The following is a 13,048-nucleotide window of genomic DNA, read 5'->3' on the forward strand; positions in this document are numbered from 1 at the left end:
CTCTTAAAGCGATTGTGCCTGTTGATATCGCGAAAAAACCATTCATCTCGCTCTACGCTCCTTATCTAACGCCTCCATACGCGCCACACGTGGCAGGGAGCCATTCAATCGTCACGTCATTAACCCGTCCTTTTGGAACATCCTTTCGGGACAGGCACGGCCTCGATCTCAGGAACTTCACCCGGTTTGAACTGAAATCTAGGCACTCACGCCGCCGATACAAGGGGCGCGGTCGGTATCTGCCATAACAAAGCTTGCAAAAGCGTTATGAATTGTGACCATAAGCTGGTCCCTTGACACGGCCCGACATCACGCCGAAGCCATCGATGATCGCTTCCTGGTTCTCCATCCGAACGATTTCCAGCTGCACTTCCTGCAAAACCGACATCAGTCCATCGATCCGCCCGGCATCATCAGCCTCGGTGGCTTCGGCAATCTCGCGTTCCAGCTCGATACGCTGGCGGCGCAGCGCCTTGGCACGCTTATGCAGGGACAGCGCCTGGGTATAGCCCTCGCGGGCGTCTTCCAGTGCGGCCACCGTCGTTGCCGTCCACAGTCTGGCATTGCGGATCTGCTGGTCCAGCGCCTTTAGCAGCGTATCGAAACCACTCGCCGTCAGCCGTTCGGACAGATCTTCGCGGGTCAGCTGCGCCCCGGTTTGCGCAACCGCAGTCAGTACTGCTGGCCAAAGCCTTTGCAGATCACGGCTGTCGAAATCGATGCAGGAAATCTCGTCATAATCCTCCTGCAACAATTGCGGATGATTGACGATGGTCAGCGCCAGCACGCTTTCGCGCAGGCTGGGCTGGTCGTGGCTGCGACTAACCATGCCCGACCGGGTCAGCCGGTCGGAGGCCACCGTGCTGCCGGGACGCTGGCCACCCGGCCCGCCGCGTCCACCCGCCCCGTTTTGAAAACGGCCATTGCCAGGCCGGTTGCCGGAAAAGCCACCACCACCCCGCTCGAAATTGCCGCGCCCGGCGCGAGCCGTCCCCTGCCCCTGGAAGAACCCATAGAGCCGGTCGCGGACATTCTGCTGATAGTGGCGACGCACATTCTCATCAGCAATGATATTGACGATCTGCTTTAACCGCGCCTCCAGCTCGGCGCGCTGCTCTGGCGTATCGAACCGGCCTTGGCCTGTTTCGCGTACCCAGACCATTTCATCCAGAGAGCGGGCCTCGGCCAGCACCCTATCGAAAGGCGCACGGCCATCCTGTTTGACCAGATCGTCGGGGTCCTTGCCATCCGGCAGCATAGCAAAGCGGACGCTCTTGCCGGGTTTCAGATGCGGCAGCGCAAGATCGACAGCGCGAAACGCCGCACGCTGCCCGGCACCGTCGCCATCGAAACACAGAACCGGCTGCGGCGTCATTTTCCACATCAGTTCCAGCTGGTTTTCGGTCAGCGCCGTACCGAGTGGCGCAACGGCATTTTCGACGCCCGCCTGATAGAGCGCGATCACATCCATATAGCCTTCCACGGCTATGATCGTCTCTGCTCCATCGGCGCCCTGAAGCGTCCGCCTGGCGCGGGAGAAATTATAGAGCACATTGCCCTTGTGAAACAGTTCCGTCTCGTTGGAATTGAGATATTTGGCGGGCGCATCCGGCGACATCGCCCGACCGCCAAAGGCAATCACCTTGTCGCGGGAAGACAGGATTGGAAACATGATCCGATCACGGAAACGGTCATAGGAGACCGGAATATCCGGCCCATGTACCACCAGCCCGCAGGCCTCGATCTGCTCTTTCGGCACGCCTTTGCCAGCCAGATGTTCCTTCAGCGCATTGCGGCTTTCCGGCGCATAGCCCAGCCGGAAGGTCTCGATGGTGCGGCCCGAAAGCCCGCGCTCCCGCAGATAGGCCCGCGCCTTGGCGCCCTGGGCTGCTTGCAGCTGGTCCTGGAAGAACAGGGTGGCCATTTCCATGACATCCTGAAGGCTGGTGCGCTCGCGCTCACGCTCTATGTCGCGCACATCCACCTTGGGCATGGCGATACCGGCCATGTCGGCAATCCGCTCGACGGCTTCCGGAAAGTTAAGGCCTTCCAGATCGGTCAGGAAGCGAAAATGATCGCCGGACACACCGCAGCCGAAGCAATGGTAACGGCCCTTGCGATCCTCACAGTGAAAGCTCGGGCTTTTTTCGCCATGAAACGGGCAGCAGGCCCAGTAATCGCCGCGCGACACGTTGGTTTTCTTGCGATCCCACGGCACGCGCGCGCCAATCACGGCCGAAATCGGCACGCGGTCGCGGATCTCGTCGAGAAAGTCGTTTGAAAAGCGCATTGGGCAACCTTGAGGAATGATCTGGTTATATAGGAGGTATGAAAGGCAAGCGCCACGGCTTTCATGGGATGTGCCCGCTATTCACATGTGCTTTCCCCTTTGCGCCCTCCATGCTCCAGCGTCTGCAGTCCCTTTCCGGCCTTTGGCCCATCATAAGGGCACATCCCATTCGAAAATGAGGGAAATCCCCGGGCCTCAAAATGAGCCAACGACTCCCAAGGAGCAAGCGTTGGGATTGACAACAAGCCCAGGCTCGATATTTTATCGATAATTTTTCAAAATAGACATAAAAATTGGAGGCAACATGGACATTTCCCTTCTTTCTCGAGTCAATAAGAATGCGTTTTATATTTTTATCGATAAAATAATCATTGTTTCTGTCGGCGTGCTGCTGATGACCTTGGCGGCCAAAGTGCAGATCCCCTTCTGGCCGGTCCCAATGACACTGCATACCTTTGCGGTGATGGCGTTCGCGCTGATGCTTGGGCCGCAGATGTCGCTGACCATCTTCACCACCTACCTGGCCGTCGGTGCTGTCGGTGCGCCCGTGTTTTCCGGCTCGCCGGAACGCGGCATCGGGCTTGCCTATATGATGGGACCAACTGGCGGCTATCTTGCTGGATACTGGCTGGCGGCCTGGCTCACCGGTTTGATCGGCCATGGACGCGGGCTGGTGATGCACCTTCTTGCCAGTTTTGCTGGGCTGGCATTGGTCTATGCCGCAGGCCTCGCCTGGCTTGCCTTCTTCGTTCCGACCGCAACACTGCTAACCGTTGGCCTCCTGCCCTTTCTGGGCGGTGACCTGGTGAAATGTGTGCTTGCGGCGCTGATCGCCAGCCAGTGGCCATCAAAGACAAAACGCCAGCAGGAGACGGAGCAATGAGTCGGGCGGCGGGCGAAATTCGCCATGACTGGAGCGTGGAAGAGATCGTCACCCTTCACAATCTACCCCTTCTGGAATTGATCGGCCATGCCAACGCTGTCCATGGCCGTCACCACGACCCAAATGCCGTGCAGAAGGCAAGCCTGCTGTCGATCAAGACCGGCGGGTGTCCGGAAGACTGCGCCTATTGCCCGCAATCGGCCCATCACCGGGAGGTGAAGCTGACGAAGGATCGCCTCATGCAGCCAGACAGCGTGCTGGCGCTTGCAAAGCGGGCAAGGGATGCCGGTGCCGAGCGCTTCTGCATGGGGGCAGCGTGGCGGCAGGTGCGCGATGGCAAAGAGTTTGACGCCGTACTGACCATGGTGCGCGGCGTTCGCGATCTCGGCATGGAAGCCTGCGTGACACTCGGCATGCTGGAAAAGCACCAGGCTGAGAAACTGGCCGAGGCTGGACTAACGGCTTACAACCATAATCTGGACACCAGTCCGGAATTTTACGGTGAGATCATCACCACCCGCAGCTATGCAGACCGGCTGGAAACCCTGTCCATCGTCCGCTCTTTCGGCATCGACCTCTGTTGCGGCGGCATTATCGGCATGGGCGAGACCATCCGCGATCGCGCCTCCATGCTCCAGGTCCTGGCATCGATGCGCCCGCATCCCGAAAGCGTCCCGATCAACGCGCTGGTGCCTGTGGAGGGGACACCGCTTGCCGCCATGCCGCGGATCGATCCGCTGGAACTGGTGCGCATGGTGGCGACGACAAGGATCGTCATGCCGAGATCCACGGTCCGCCTGTCGGCCGGTCGCTCGACATTAAACCGGGAAGCGCAAATTCTTTGTCTGGTCTCCGGTGCCAACTCGGTCTTCTACGGCGATACGCTGTTGACCACACCCAATGCCGGCATAGGTGAGGACAAGGCACTGTTTGCCGCTATCGGCGCATTGCCACGAGAGGCTGCGCCACTCGCCGCAGAATAAAGAAAGCGAGAAGCTGCCATAGATATAAAGCGCTTTAGCGACCCGTTGTGCGCCATCTATGGCGCACAACGCTGTATACGGCGACTTCGGCCTTACTTCGTCAAAAGCTCTTTCACCACGCCGGAGGCCTTGGCGAAATCCATCTGACCGGCATAGCGTTCTTTCAAAGCGGCCATCACCTTGCCCATGTCGCGCACGCCTTCGGCGCTGATTTCGGTGATGATGCCAGAAATCGCTTCGCGGACTTTATCGTCATCCATCTGCTCGGGCATGAAGCCCTTGATGATCGCCACTTCCTCACGCTCCTGGGCGGCAAGCTCGGGGCGGGCATTGTCTTCGTAGATCTTGGCCGATTCCTCACGCTGCTTCACCAGCTTGGCCATCAGCTGAAGGATGTCGTCGTCGCTGGCCTCGGCCTTGCCCTCGCCGCGATTGGCGATATCGCGGTCCTTGATGGCCGATTGCACCAGGCGGATGGTGGAAAGCCGACGGCTGTCCTTGGCTTTCATCGCTTCCTTCAGCGCAGTCGTCAGATCCTCGCGTAGCATGTCTTCATCTCCTTGGGTGACTGTGGAGCCCCTGGCCGCCGTTCAAACGGCATCGTGGCTCGCTTCAGGCGTGGTGATACCCCTCCCAGAGGCTCCGCGCAATGCGGGGGTCTTTCAAGACTTCAAGGGAAAACACCTCTTTTGCCAGAGGAACAATTGACCCGGCCCACGCTTCTCGTCTATGTACCATCGCCTGCACAGACATCGACATCAGGTTCCCGCACGCGCATCCTCTTGCTGCGCGAGGACCCTTGGCACAACTAGATACTGGCACATACAGATAGCCACGCGCCGCCGGTTTGCATCGGCCGGGGCAAGCGGCTGGAAAAGGAACGGATATGACCGCAACATCGCCATTGCCCACCGCAGCCTGGACAACAACCAAGCCGACAGCGCTTCTGGTTCTGGCTGACGGCACCGTCATCGAAGGTCAGGGCGTCGGCGCCACCGGCGATGTTCAGGCCGAGGTGTGCTTCAACACCGCGCTGACCGGCTATGAGGAAATCCTCACCGATCCCTCCTATCTCGGCCAGATCGTTACCTTCACCTTTCCCCATATCGGCAATGTCGGCACCAATGAGGAAGACATTGAAGACCTGACGCCCGCCGCCCGCCACGGCGCAGTCGGGGTGATCTTCAAGGCCGATATCACCGAACCATCCAATTTCCGCGCCACCAAGCATCTTGATGCCTGGTTGAAGGCACGCGGCATGATCGGCCTGTCCGGTGTCGATACGCGGGCGCTGACTGCCTGGATTCGCGAAAACGGTGCGCCGAACGCGGTCATCGCCCATGACCCGAACGGCAATTTCGACATCGAGGCGCTGAAGGCCAAGGCCAAGGCCTGGAGCGGGCTGGAAGGTCTTGATCTTGCCAAGGTCGCCTCCTCCGGTCAGTCCTCGACATGGGGTGAAAAGCCCTGGGTGTGGAACGAAGGCTTTTCGGAGCTGGCTGACAAGGATGCCGATTATCACGTCGTCTGCGTGGATTTTGGCGTGAAGCGCAATATCCTGCGGCTGTTTACCGGCCTGAAATGCAAGGTCACGGTCGTGCCTGCCAATACCAGCGCCGAAGATATTCTGGCCTTGTCGCCGGATGGCATTTTCCTCTCCAATGGCCCCGGCGATCCGGCTGCAACCGGTGAATACGCCGTGCCGGTCATCAAGGAATTGATCAACACCGATATCCCGCTGTTCGGCATTTGCCTTGGCCATCAGATGCTGGGTCTGGCGCTGGGCGCCAAGACAGAAAAGATGCATCAGGGCCACCACGGCGCCAACCATCCGGTCAAGGATTTCACCACCGGCAAGGTGGAGATCGTCTCGATGAACCACGGCTTCGCAGTGGATTCGAAGTCCCTGCCGGAAGGCGTTGAAGAGACTCATATTTCGCTGTTCGACAACACCAATTGCGGCCTGCGCCTGACCGGCAAGCCGGTGTTTTCCGTCCAGCACCACCCGGAAGCCTCGCCCGGCCCGCAAGACAGCCACTATCTGTTCCGCCGCTTCATCAACATGGTACGCGAGAAGAAGGGCGAACCGGCTTTGGCCGAGCGCTGAACCACAGATTATAGCCCATAAAAAAACATAAGCCGACCAATCACTTGGTCGGCTTATTTGATTCTCATGCAGAACCTTATAATACGGGTAGAACAGCTTTACCGGCTCATCATCCGCATTTCGTGGCGAAGCCGTAGCCAGAACCGCAGCCCCATCATGACAGCGGCGCTGGAAAGCCCGATCAGGAAACCAAACCAGACGCCAAGACCGCCCATACCCAAGGGAAACGCCATGAACCAGGCCAGGCCGAAACCAATTGGCCAATAGGAAATCAGCGCCAGGATCATCGGCACGCTGGCATCCTTCAGGCCACGCAGCAGCCCGGTAGCAACCGCCTGCATGCCATCGACCAGCTGGAAAATACCGGCGACCACCACCAGCGGCGCTGCATAATCCAGCACCGCCGCCGCATCGCCCCGACCCCGGTCGAGGAACATTCCACTCAATTCGTTGGAAAAAAAGAAGAACAGCAACCCGCCGATCACCGAGATCAGGGCTGCCATGCAGACAACCGTGATGGAGGCCCGTACCACATCGGTAAAATCGCCGCGTCCATGGGCAACACCGATCCGCACGGTGGCGGCCTGCGCCAGCCCCAGCGGGATCATGAAGGCGATGGAGGCCAATTGCAGGGCAATGCCATGCGCGGCCAACTCAATCGTGCCAATGCTGCCCATCAACAGGGAAGCCGCCGTAAACAGGCTGACTTCAGCCAGCACCGTGACGCCAATCGGCAGGCCAAGCTTGATCACATCGCGCAACGCATCCCAATCGGGCCGCCAGAAGCGCACGAACAATTCGTATTTCCGGGTGACGCTGTTGAAGTGCAGATAGAGACCCATGGCGATCATGGCGAAGACATTGACCGAAACCGCCACCCAGGCAGCCCCAAGAATGCCGAAAGCCGGAAAGCCGAAATGGCCCAGCACAATGCAGTAAGCCAGGGCGGCATTCAGCAGCAAGGTGGCGATGGTGATATACAGGACGATCTGCGCCCGCCCGATGGCGCTGACCAACGCCCGCATCACCGCAAACATCAGCGCGACAGGCAGGCTCAGCCACATGATGCGGATATAGCTCGAGGCAAGCTCGACCACCTGTGGCACCTGCCCCAGGGCCAGCAGCACATCACGCGAGTAATGGAAGAGCGGCCACATCACCACGCTGTAGGCGAGCGACACCCACAAGCCCATGCGAATGGAGCGGCGTGCCAGGCGCACATCGCCCTTGCCATAGGCATTGGCCACCATCGGCATAACTGCGATGGAAAAGCCGGAGCCGAAAATAAACACCGTGAAGAAAAACTGGCCGGCCAGCACCAAAGCCGCCAGCGATTCGGCTCCCAGACGACCGACAATCACCACATCGGTCGTGTGGATTGCCAGCTGCGCCAATTGCGCACCAGCCAGGGGAATGCCCAGCGCCAGCGTGGCGCGAACATGGCTAAGCCAGCTTTCAATGGGCGCGCCAAGGCGCTGGGACGAGGCATAAGTCATGAGAACTTCCAAAACGAAAAAAAGCCGCTTCCAGTCAGGCTGGACGAGCGGCGGGGTTTCAGCATCGTATACCGGACATGGCGCATACAGGTCAGCTGCATGCATATTTTCTCCTCAACCGATATGCTGCATGAGGAAATAATATGCAATTGCCTCGGTACGTCAAAGCCGTGACGTTTTCAAGACATAAGCAGATGCTTCAGAAAAACTCGTCGTCCCATCACGGTTGTTTATGGGCGATCAACCGGGATCGCCATGCTGGCGGATATAATCGATAAAGACCCGCAGTGGCACGGGCATGTGGCGACGGCTGTGATAATAGAGGAAGGGACCGGAAAACTCATCCTCCCAATCGGTCAGCACCCGCTCCAGTCGTCCGGCATTCAAATCCTCGATCATGAAGTCCTCGAATGTGCGCATCATGCCAAGCCCAGCCCGCACGGCGGCCAGTTCCAGATCGACCGTTTCGGCGATCAGCCGGGGTGGCGGGGAGACATTGATCACCTCGCCATCGCGTTCGAAATGCCATTCATTCACCCGGCCACTGTTGAAGCGATGCAGAATGGAGCGGTGATGGATCAGGTCGCGCGGATGATCCGGTCTGCCATACTGCGCAAGATAAGACGGGGCTGCCACGCAGACATAGCGCTGGCGGCGCGGGCCGATAGGAACCGCGATCATATCCTGATGCAGCGCCTCTTCATAGCGAATGCCGGCATCGCAGCCTTCAGCCAGCACGTCGATCAAAGCATCATTGACCATCACCTCCAGCAGGATATCCGGATAGGCGGCCAGAAAGCCGTTGACAACTGGCGGCAGCACACACCGGGCGACAATGCCCGGCACATTGAGCCGCAATCGCCCGAAGGGTCGCTCGCGAAACTGATTGATATCGTCAAGTGCCAGTTCAATATCCGCCAGCGTCGGCGATAACCGTTCCAACAGCCGCGCTCCGGCATCGGTCAGGGTCACGCTGCGGGTGGTGCGGTTCAGCAGCCGCACGCCAACCCGCGCCTCCAGCCGCCGCATCGCCTCGCTCAACGACGAGGCCGAAACGCCGCGCAACTTTCCGGCTGCCCGGAAGTTTCTCAACCGGGCAATGGTGGCGAAGGCATCGAGATCGGCCAGCGGTAGATCGCTCATTGTGCATAATTCCAAACAACACATACGGAATAAACAGGATTATCGCACAAAGCCAAACAGCGTAAACCTGTTTTCAGACAGACAGCAGAAAAGGAAACTGGATATGCAAACGGTAAAACTTGGAAAATCCGGCCCTCAGACCTCGCGCCTTGGATTGGGATGCATGGGCATGTCGGGCATGTACGGGCCTGCCGACCGCACAGAAAGCCTCGCCACCCTGCACGCCGCCATTGATGCCGGGGTAACGCTGATCGATACCGGCGATTTCTACGGCATGGGCCACAATGAAATGCTGATTGGAGAAGGGCTGAAGGGTGGCCTGCGCGACAAAGTGCAGATCAGCGTCAAATTCGGCGCTCAGCGCGACCCGGCGGGCGGCTGGATCGGGTACGATGCACGTCCATCGGCAGTAAAGACGGCGCTGGCTTACACATTGCAACGGCTGGGCACCGACCATATCGATATCTACCGCCCGGCCCGGCTCGATCCCAATGTGCCGATTGAAGAGACCATCGGCGCCATCGCAGAGATGGTCCAGGCTGGCTATGTCAAGCATATCGGCCTGTCGGAAGTCGGCGCCGATACGATCCGGCGGGCAGCAGCCGTCCATCCGATCGTTGACCTGCAAATCGAATATTCGCTGATTTCGCGTGGCATAGAGGACAGTATCCTGCCGACCTGCCGGGAACTCGGCATCGGCATTACCGCCTATGGGGTTCTGTCGCGCGGGCTGATCAGCGGCAACTGGACCGCACCAACGGCACCAACGGATTTCCGCGCCCATTCGCCACGCTTCCAGGGCGAGAATGCCAACCACAATCTGGCGCTCGTCAAAGTCCTGACGCAGGTCGCGACCTCAAAAGGCATGACCACTGCGCAAGCCGCCATCGCCTGGGTGCTGGCCAAGGGCGAGGATATCGTCCCGCTGATAGGTGCCCGCCGCCGCGACCGATTGACGGAATCGCTTAGCGCCCTCGACTTTACCCTGTCACAGGAGGATATCGCTGCCCTTGAAACCGCAGTCCCCAAGGGCAGCGCCGCCGGTTCCCGCTATGCAGAGGCGCAAATGGCGCATCTGGACAGCGAAAAGTAACCGCCATCAGATCGGGCCGGAAAAGGTGTCGCAGGCATCCATCCGGCCCTGGTCATAGCCTTTCTTGAACCATTTCATCCGCTGTGCGGCGGAGCCGTGGTTGAAGCTCTCAGGCACGACATAGCCCTGGGACCGCTTTTGAATCGTATCGTCGCCAATCTGCTGAGCTGCATTCATTGCTTCCTGAAGATCGCCTGCCGAGAGCAATCCCTGCTGATCGGCCTTCCGGCCCCAGATCCCGGCAAAGCAATCAGCCTGCAATTCGACGCGGACCGACATCCGATTGGCGTCGGCGGCACTCATCGAGCTGCGCATCTGGTTGAATTTCGGCAGGATGCCGGTCAGGTTCTGGACGTGGTGGCCGACTTCATGAGCGATCACATAGGCCTGGGCAAAATCGCCGGAGGCCTGGAACCGCTTGGATAGCTCCGTGAAAAACGCGGTATCGAGATAGATACGGCGATCTCCAGGGCAGTAGAAAGGCCCGGTCGCCGCAGAGGCAGCGCCACAGGCAGAGGGATATTGACCGGAAAACAGCCGTAGCTTTGGCATTTCATAGGTTACGTCGCGCTCTTGAAATGCGGTGGTCCAGACATCCTCGGTAGACGCCAGCACTCGGCTCACGAATACTTTCATGTCCGCCTGTTCTGGCGTGTCACTGACCTGCTGCTGCGAAGAAGATGGCGCGGACCCACTGCCCTCCTCCAGCAATTGCAACATATCGATGCCCATCAGGCGAAGACCGAAATAGATCAGCACCAGAATGATGATGGTGGAAAAACTCAAACCCCGCCCACCACCGCCAAGCGGCAGCCGGATGCCGCGTCGGCCAAAGCCACCGCCGCCTGATGCACCCCTGACATCCTCGAGATTTTCGGACTGACGACGCCCATCCAGTTCCATCGGTTCTCTCCCCAGCCGCGTAGCAGAACGCCCATGTTCAGCAAAAACTGCCGCCGTGCAACAGCAACGGCGGCAGGCTGGTAACGGCTTGAGCCCAACAGTGTTCCAAACACCTTAAGCCCAACAGTGTTCAAAACACTGAGTTTGAAGAAAAAGGCGGTCAGGTCTTGGAGAACATATAAGCTCCGCCGCGTTGCAGGGCGCGCTGATAGGCCGGCCTGGCGCGGATTGTGGAAAGATAGGAACGAAGGATGGTAACATCGCCCGTATCGCCGGAAATCGACAGCACCGATTCCACCGGGAAGCTCATGGCGATATCGGCGGCGGTAAAATCCGACCCAGCAAAATAGCCGTCTTTTTTTAATTCCGCCTGCCAGAAGGCCAGATGCTCAGCGATCTGCGGATCGATCATCTTGCCGCAAACGCCATCGGAAATCCGCTTAGCCACTCCGCGCAACAGAAACGGCATCTGCTTGGACAACCGGGAGAATACCAGCTTCAAGATCAGAAGGGGCATGGCCGAGCCTTCGGCATAATGCAGCCAGTAACGGTAACGCAGGAAAGCGTCGCTGCCCGGTGCCGGACGCAAAACCATCTTGCCATTGGTATCGGCGCCATAGGTGTCGATCAGATATTCGATAATGGCGCCGCTTTCGGCGAAGATCCGGCCATTGTCTTCGATAACAGGCGATTTCCCCAGCGGATGCACGGCCTTCAATGCCGCCGGTGCATGCATATCGGCGCCGCGCTTGTAGGTTTTCACCTCATAAGACAATCCCAGCTCTTCCAGCAGCCAGAGAATGCGGTGCGCCCTGGAATGCTCCAGATAATGGACAGTAATCATGGGCAGGTCTCCTGGCTTATATCGGTTGCCTGGGCAAATAGGCCGTAGCCAGAGCATTTCCAGGAAAAGTGTGAAACGGTTTTACATGCGCAAACGCGATGGATTAAAAAATGTCTCATGAAAATACCTTGGATTTTTAAAATCTGCTGTCATGCCCCTGGCATGTGCCAGGACCGGCCCCAGGCATCTGCCAGAACCAGCAAGGAACATGACGAAAATCAGGCTGCACGCCTTGCCATGGCAAGTCGATAGCCAATTTTGCAACCCTGACGGAGCGTAAAAAAATGCACTTCGCCTTGATGGCGCCATTAAAGAGAGGCAGCCAGGGGAAATGGTCGAGGACGGCGTCTGTTTCCCATAAATTCTCGTAGGATCAAATAGTTAAACAACCACCTCGTTGAGAATTTCCAAAAAAATCCGAGTCCAGAGGAGCATAGAGATGTCGCAAAACGGCGGCAGACTCTGTTTGCGAAAAGCATAAAAACCCCATGGCATCGATCTGGAAAAGCCAACAGGGTTTCAGATACCTGCGACGCGAAAACGATACAACATCGTATTGCTTAACAGTTGCTTTTTTTAGTCGATATTACCCTGCAATACGATCAGTTCTTCGAAATGCTTCATATCGTTAAAAGCACAGAAAGCCGGAGGATCAAGAGCGATATCCTCAAATTGCTTCAGAAACTCTTCTCGCGCCGTCTCCAGCATGGCCTGCCACTGAAAAAGGGCCGCCTCTGAAAATGGCTTGATGACATAGGCAAAGGTGATATGAAACTCGTAAGTCTCATGGTCGGGATGGCGATAGCCGAACAGATCCGCCAGCCTGTCGCGCCACTGCGCCAAGGCCCGGCGATCCGCCTCACCCATTGGCTCCAACCGAAGCCCCGTCGGCAGCATCCGGGCAATCTTCATGCGAAAATCCGGCCCGGGCGTAAAATGCATCAGCCTTTGCGCGAGGATTTCCGTCATGTCGTCGATTGGCGCATCCAGCGGCAGATCCTTTGGCCAGAAACCGGCGGTGCGGCGATGTTCGATAATGCCTTGAAACAGGGTCATATGCAGGCTGGAGGCAGGGGTAACGGCCAGATGGTCAGCCTCCGGCATTTGCTTATAGCGCTCCTGCAAGGCGACAATCGCCTTCTGGCTTTCACTTCCCGGGCGAAGATGGCAAACAATCGTGTTGCCCGGTTCGGGTAGGAAATTACCTTCAGCATCGAAACGGATGCCGAGACGTTTCGATGGCCCGGAGCGGCCAGCCGCAGAGAAACGGATGAGGTCGGACGACAGTTGCGTCTGCGGCATGAGG

11 protein-coding genes are annotated in these 13,048 nt (G+C 58.3%); 4 read left to right on the top strand and 7 right to left on the bottom strand.

Annotated elements, in window-relative coordinates; translation table 11 throughout:
* Positions 1–265 precede the first annotated feature (265 nt).
* Entirely contained in the window at positions 266–2,290 is a 2,025-nt protein-coding gene (gene dnaG, locus G6L01_RS10540) for a DNA primase (protein ID WP_070164245.1), read from the bottom strand.
* Between the two features lie 304 nt (positions 2,291–2,594).
* Here dnaG and G6L01_RS10545 point away from each other — a divergent pair, with 304 nt between their 5' ends.
* Together G6L01_RS10545 and bioB are read left to right on the top strand one after the other, a co-directional pair.
* Positions 2,595–3,173: a biotin transporter BioY gene (locus tag G6L01_RS10545; RefSeq protein WP_070164244.1), complete on the top strand. Its 579-nt coding sequence runs from the start codon at positions 2,595–2,597 to the stop codon at positions 3,171–3,173.
* Positions 3,170–4,156, top strand: coding sequence for a biotin synthase BioB (bioB, locus tag G6L01_RS10550; RefSeq protein WP_070164243.1), 987 nt, complete (start codon positions 3,170–3,172; stop codon positions 4,154–4,156). The genes G6L01_RS10545 and bioB overlap by 4 nt, the downstream gene beginning before the upstream one ends.
* Positions 4,157–4,248: 92 nt before the next feature.
* Here bioB and G6L01_RS10555 read toward each other — a convergent pair whose 3' ends face one another.
* Positions 4,249–4,704 carry a GatB/YqeY domain-containing protein gene (locus G6L01_RS10555; RefSeq protein ID WP_070148865.1) on the bottom strand — a complete coding sequence of 152 codons (456 nt, stop codon included), beginning with the start codon at positions 4,702–4,704 and terminating at the stop codon, positions 4,249–4,251.
* Between the two features lie 338 nt (positions 4,705–5,042).
* Here G6L01_RS10555 and carA point away from each other — a divergent pair, with 338 nt between their 5' ends.
* A complete protein-coding gene (gene carA / locus G6L01_RS10560) occupies positions 5,043–6,263 on the top strand; it encodes a glutamine-hydrolyzing carbamoyl-phosphate synthase small subunit (RefSeq protein ID WP_070164242.1) in 1,221 nt (406 codons plus the stop codon).
* Between the two features lie 98 nt (positions 6,264–6,361).
* Here carA and G6L01_RS10565 read toward each other — a convergent pair whose 3' ends face one another.
* Positions 6,362–7,759, bottom strand: a complete 1,398-nt coding sequence (locus G6L01_RS10565; RefSeq protein WP_070164273.1) for an MATE family efflux transporter — start codon at positions 7,757–7,759, stop codon at positions 6,362–6,364.
* A 240-nt stretch (positions 7,760–7,999) separates the two neighbouring features.
* Entirely contained in the window at positions 8,000–8,902 is a 903-nt protein-coding gene (locus G6L01_RS10570) for a LysR family transcriptional regulator (RefSeq protein WP_070164241.1), read from the bottom strand.
* 103 nt (positions 8,903–9,005) lie between these two features.
* Here G6L01_RS10570 and G6L01_RS10575 point away from each other — a divergent pair, with 103 nt between their 5' ends.
* Positions 9,006–9,995, top strand: a complete 990-nt coding sequence (locus G6L01_RS10575; RefSeq protein ID WP_070164240.1) for an aldo/keto reductase — start codon at positions 9,006–9,008, stop codon at positions 9,993–9,995.
* Between the two features lie 6 nt (positions 9,996–10,001).
* On the opposite strand, the gene ypfJ is transcribed toward G6L01_RS10575, so the two are convergent.
* The 3 genes from ypfJ to G6L01_RS10590 form a co-directional block, all read right to left on the bottom strand.
* On the bottom strand, positions 10,002–10,898 hold the full coding sequence (ypfJ, locus tag G6L01_RS10580; protein WP_070164239.1) for a KPN_02809 family neutral zinc metallopeptidase: 897 nt from the start codon (positions 10,896–10,898) through the stop codon (positions 10,002–10,004).
* A gap of 160 nt (positions 10,899–11,058) precedes the next feature.
* A complete protein-coding gene (locus G6L01_RS10585) occupies positions 11,059–11,742 on the bottom strand; it encodes a glutathione S-transferase family protein (protein ID WP_070164238.1) in 684 nt (227 codons plus the stop codon).
* A gap of 576 nt (positions 11,743–12,318) precedes the next feature.
* Positions 12,319–13,044, bottom strand: coding sequence for a DUF1868 domain-containing protein (locus tag G6L01_RS10590; protein WP_070164272.1), 726 nt, complete (start codon positions 13,042–13,044; stop codon positions 12,319–12,321).
* Positions 13,045–13,048 lie beyond the last annotated feature (4 nt).

This window comes from Agrobacterium vitis, from assembly GCF_013337045.2.
Classification (GTDB): Bacteria; Pseudomonadota; Alphaproteobacteria; order Rhizobiales; family Rhizobiaceae; genus Allorhizobium; species Allorhizobium vitis_B.

Excerpts from the sequence above, each read along its gene's own strand:
- dnaG (WP_070164245.1), bottom strand. The coding sequence starts at position 2,290 with ATGCGCTTTTCAAACGACTTTCTCGACGAGATCCGCGACCGCGTGCCG.
- G6L01_RS10545 (WP_070164244.1), top strand. The coding sequence starts at position 2,595 with ATGGACATTTCCCTTCTTTCTCGAGTCAATAAGAATGCGTTTTATATT.
- bioB (WP_070164243.1), top strand. The coding sequence starts at position 3,170 with ATGAGTCGGGCGGCGGGCGAAATTCGCCATGACTGGAGCGTGGAAGAG.
- G6L01_RS10555 (WP_070148865.1), bottom strand. The coding sequence starts at position 4,704 with ATGCTACGCGAGGATCTGACGACTGCGCTGAAGGAAGCGATGAAAGCC.
- carA (WP_070164242.1), top strand. The coding sequence starts at position 5,043 with ATGACCGCAACATCGCCATTGCCCACCGCAGCCTGGACAACAACCAAG.
- G6L01_RS10565 (WP_070164273.1), bottom strand. The coding sequence starts at position 7,759 with ATGACTTATGCCTCGTCCCAGCGCCTTGGCGCGCCCATTGAAAGCTGG.
- G6L01_RS10570 (WP_070164241.1), bottom strand. The coding sequence starts at position 8,902 with ATGAGCGATCTACCGCTGGCCGATCTCGATGCCTTCGCCACCATTGCC.
- G6L01_RS10575 (WP_070164240.1), top strand. The coding sequence starts at position 9,006 with ATGCAAACGGTAAAACTTGGAAAATCCGGCCCTCAGACCTCGCGCCTT.
- ypfJ (WP_070164239.1), bottom strand. The coding sequence starts at position 10,898 with ATGGAACTGGATGGGCGTCGTCAGTCCGAAAATCTCGAGGATGTCAGG.
- G6L01_RS10585 (WP_070164238.1), bottom strand. The coding sequence starts at position 11,742 with ATGATTACTGTCCATTATCTGGAGCATTCCAGGGCGCACCGCATTCTC.
- G6L01_RS10590 (WP_070164272.1), bottom strand. The coding sequence starts at position 13,044 with ATGCCGCAGACGCAACTGTCGTCCGACCTCATCCGTTTCTCTGCGGCT.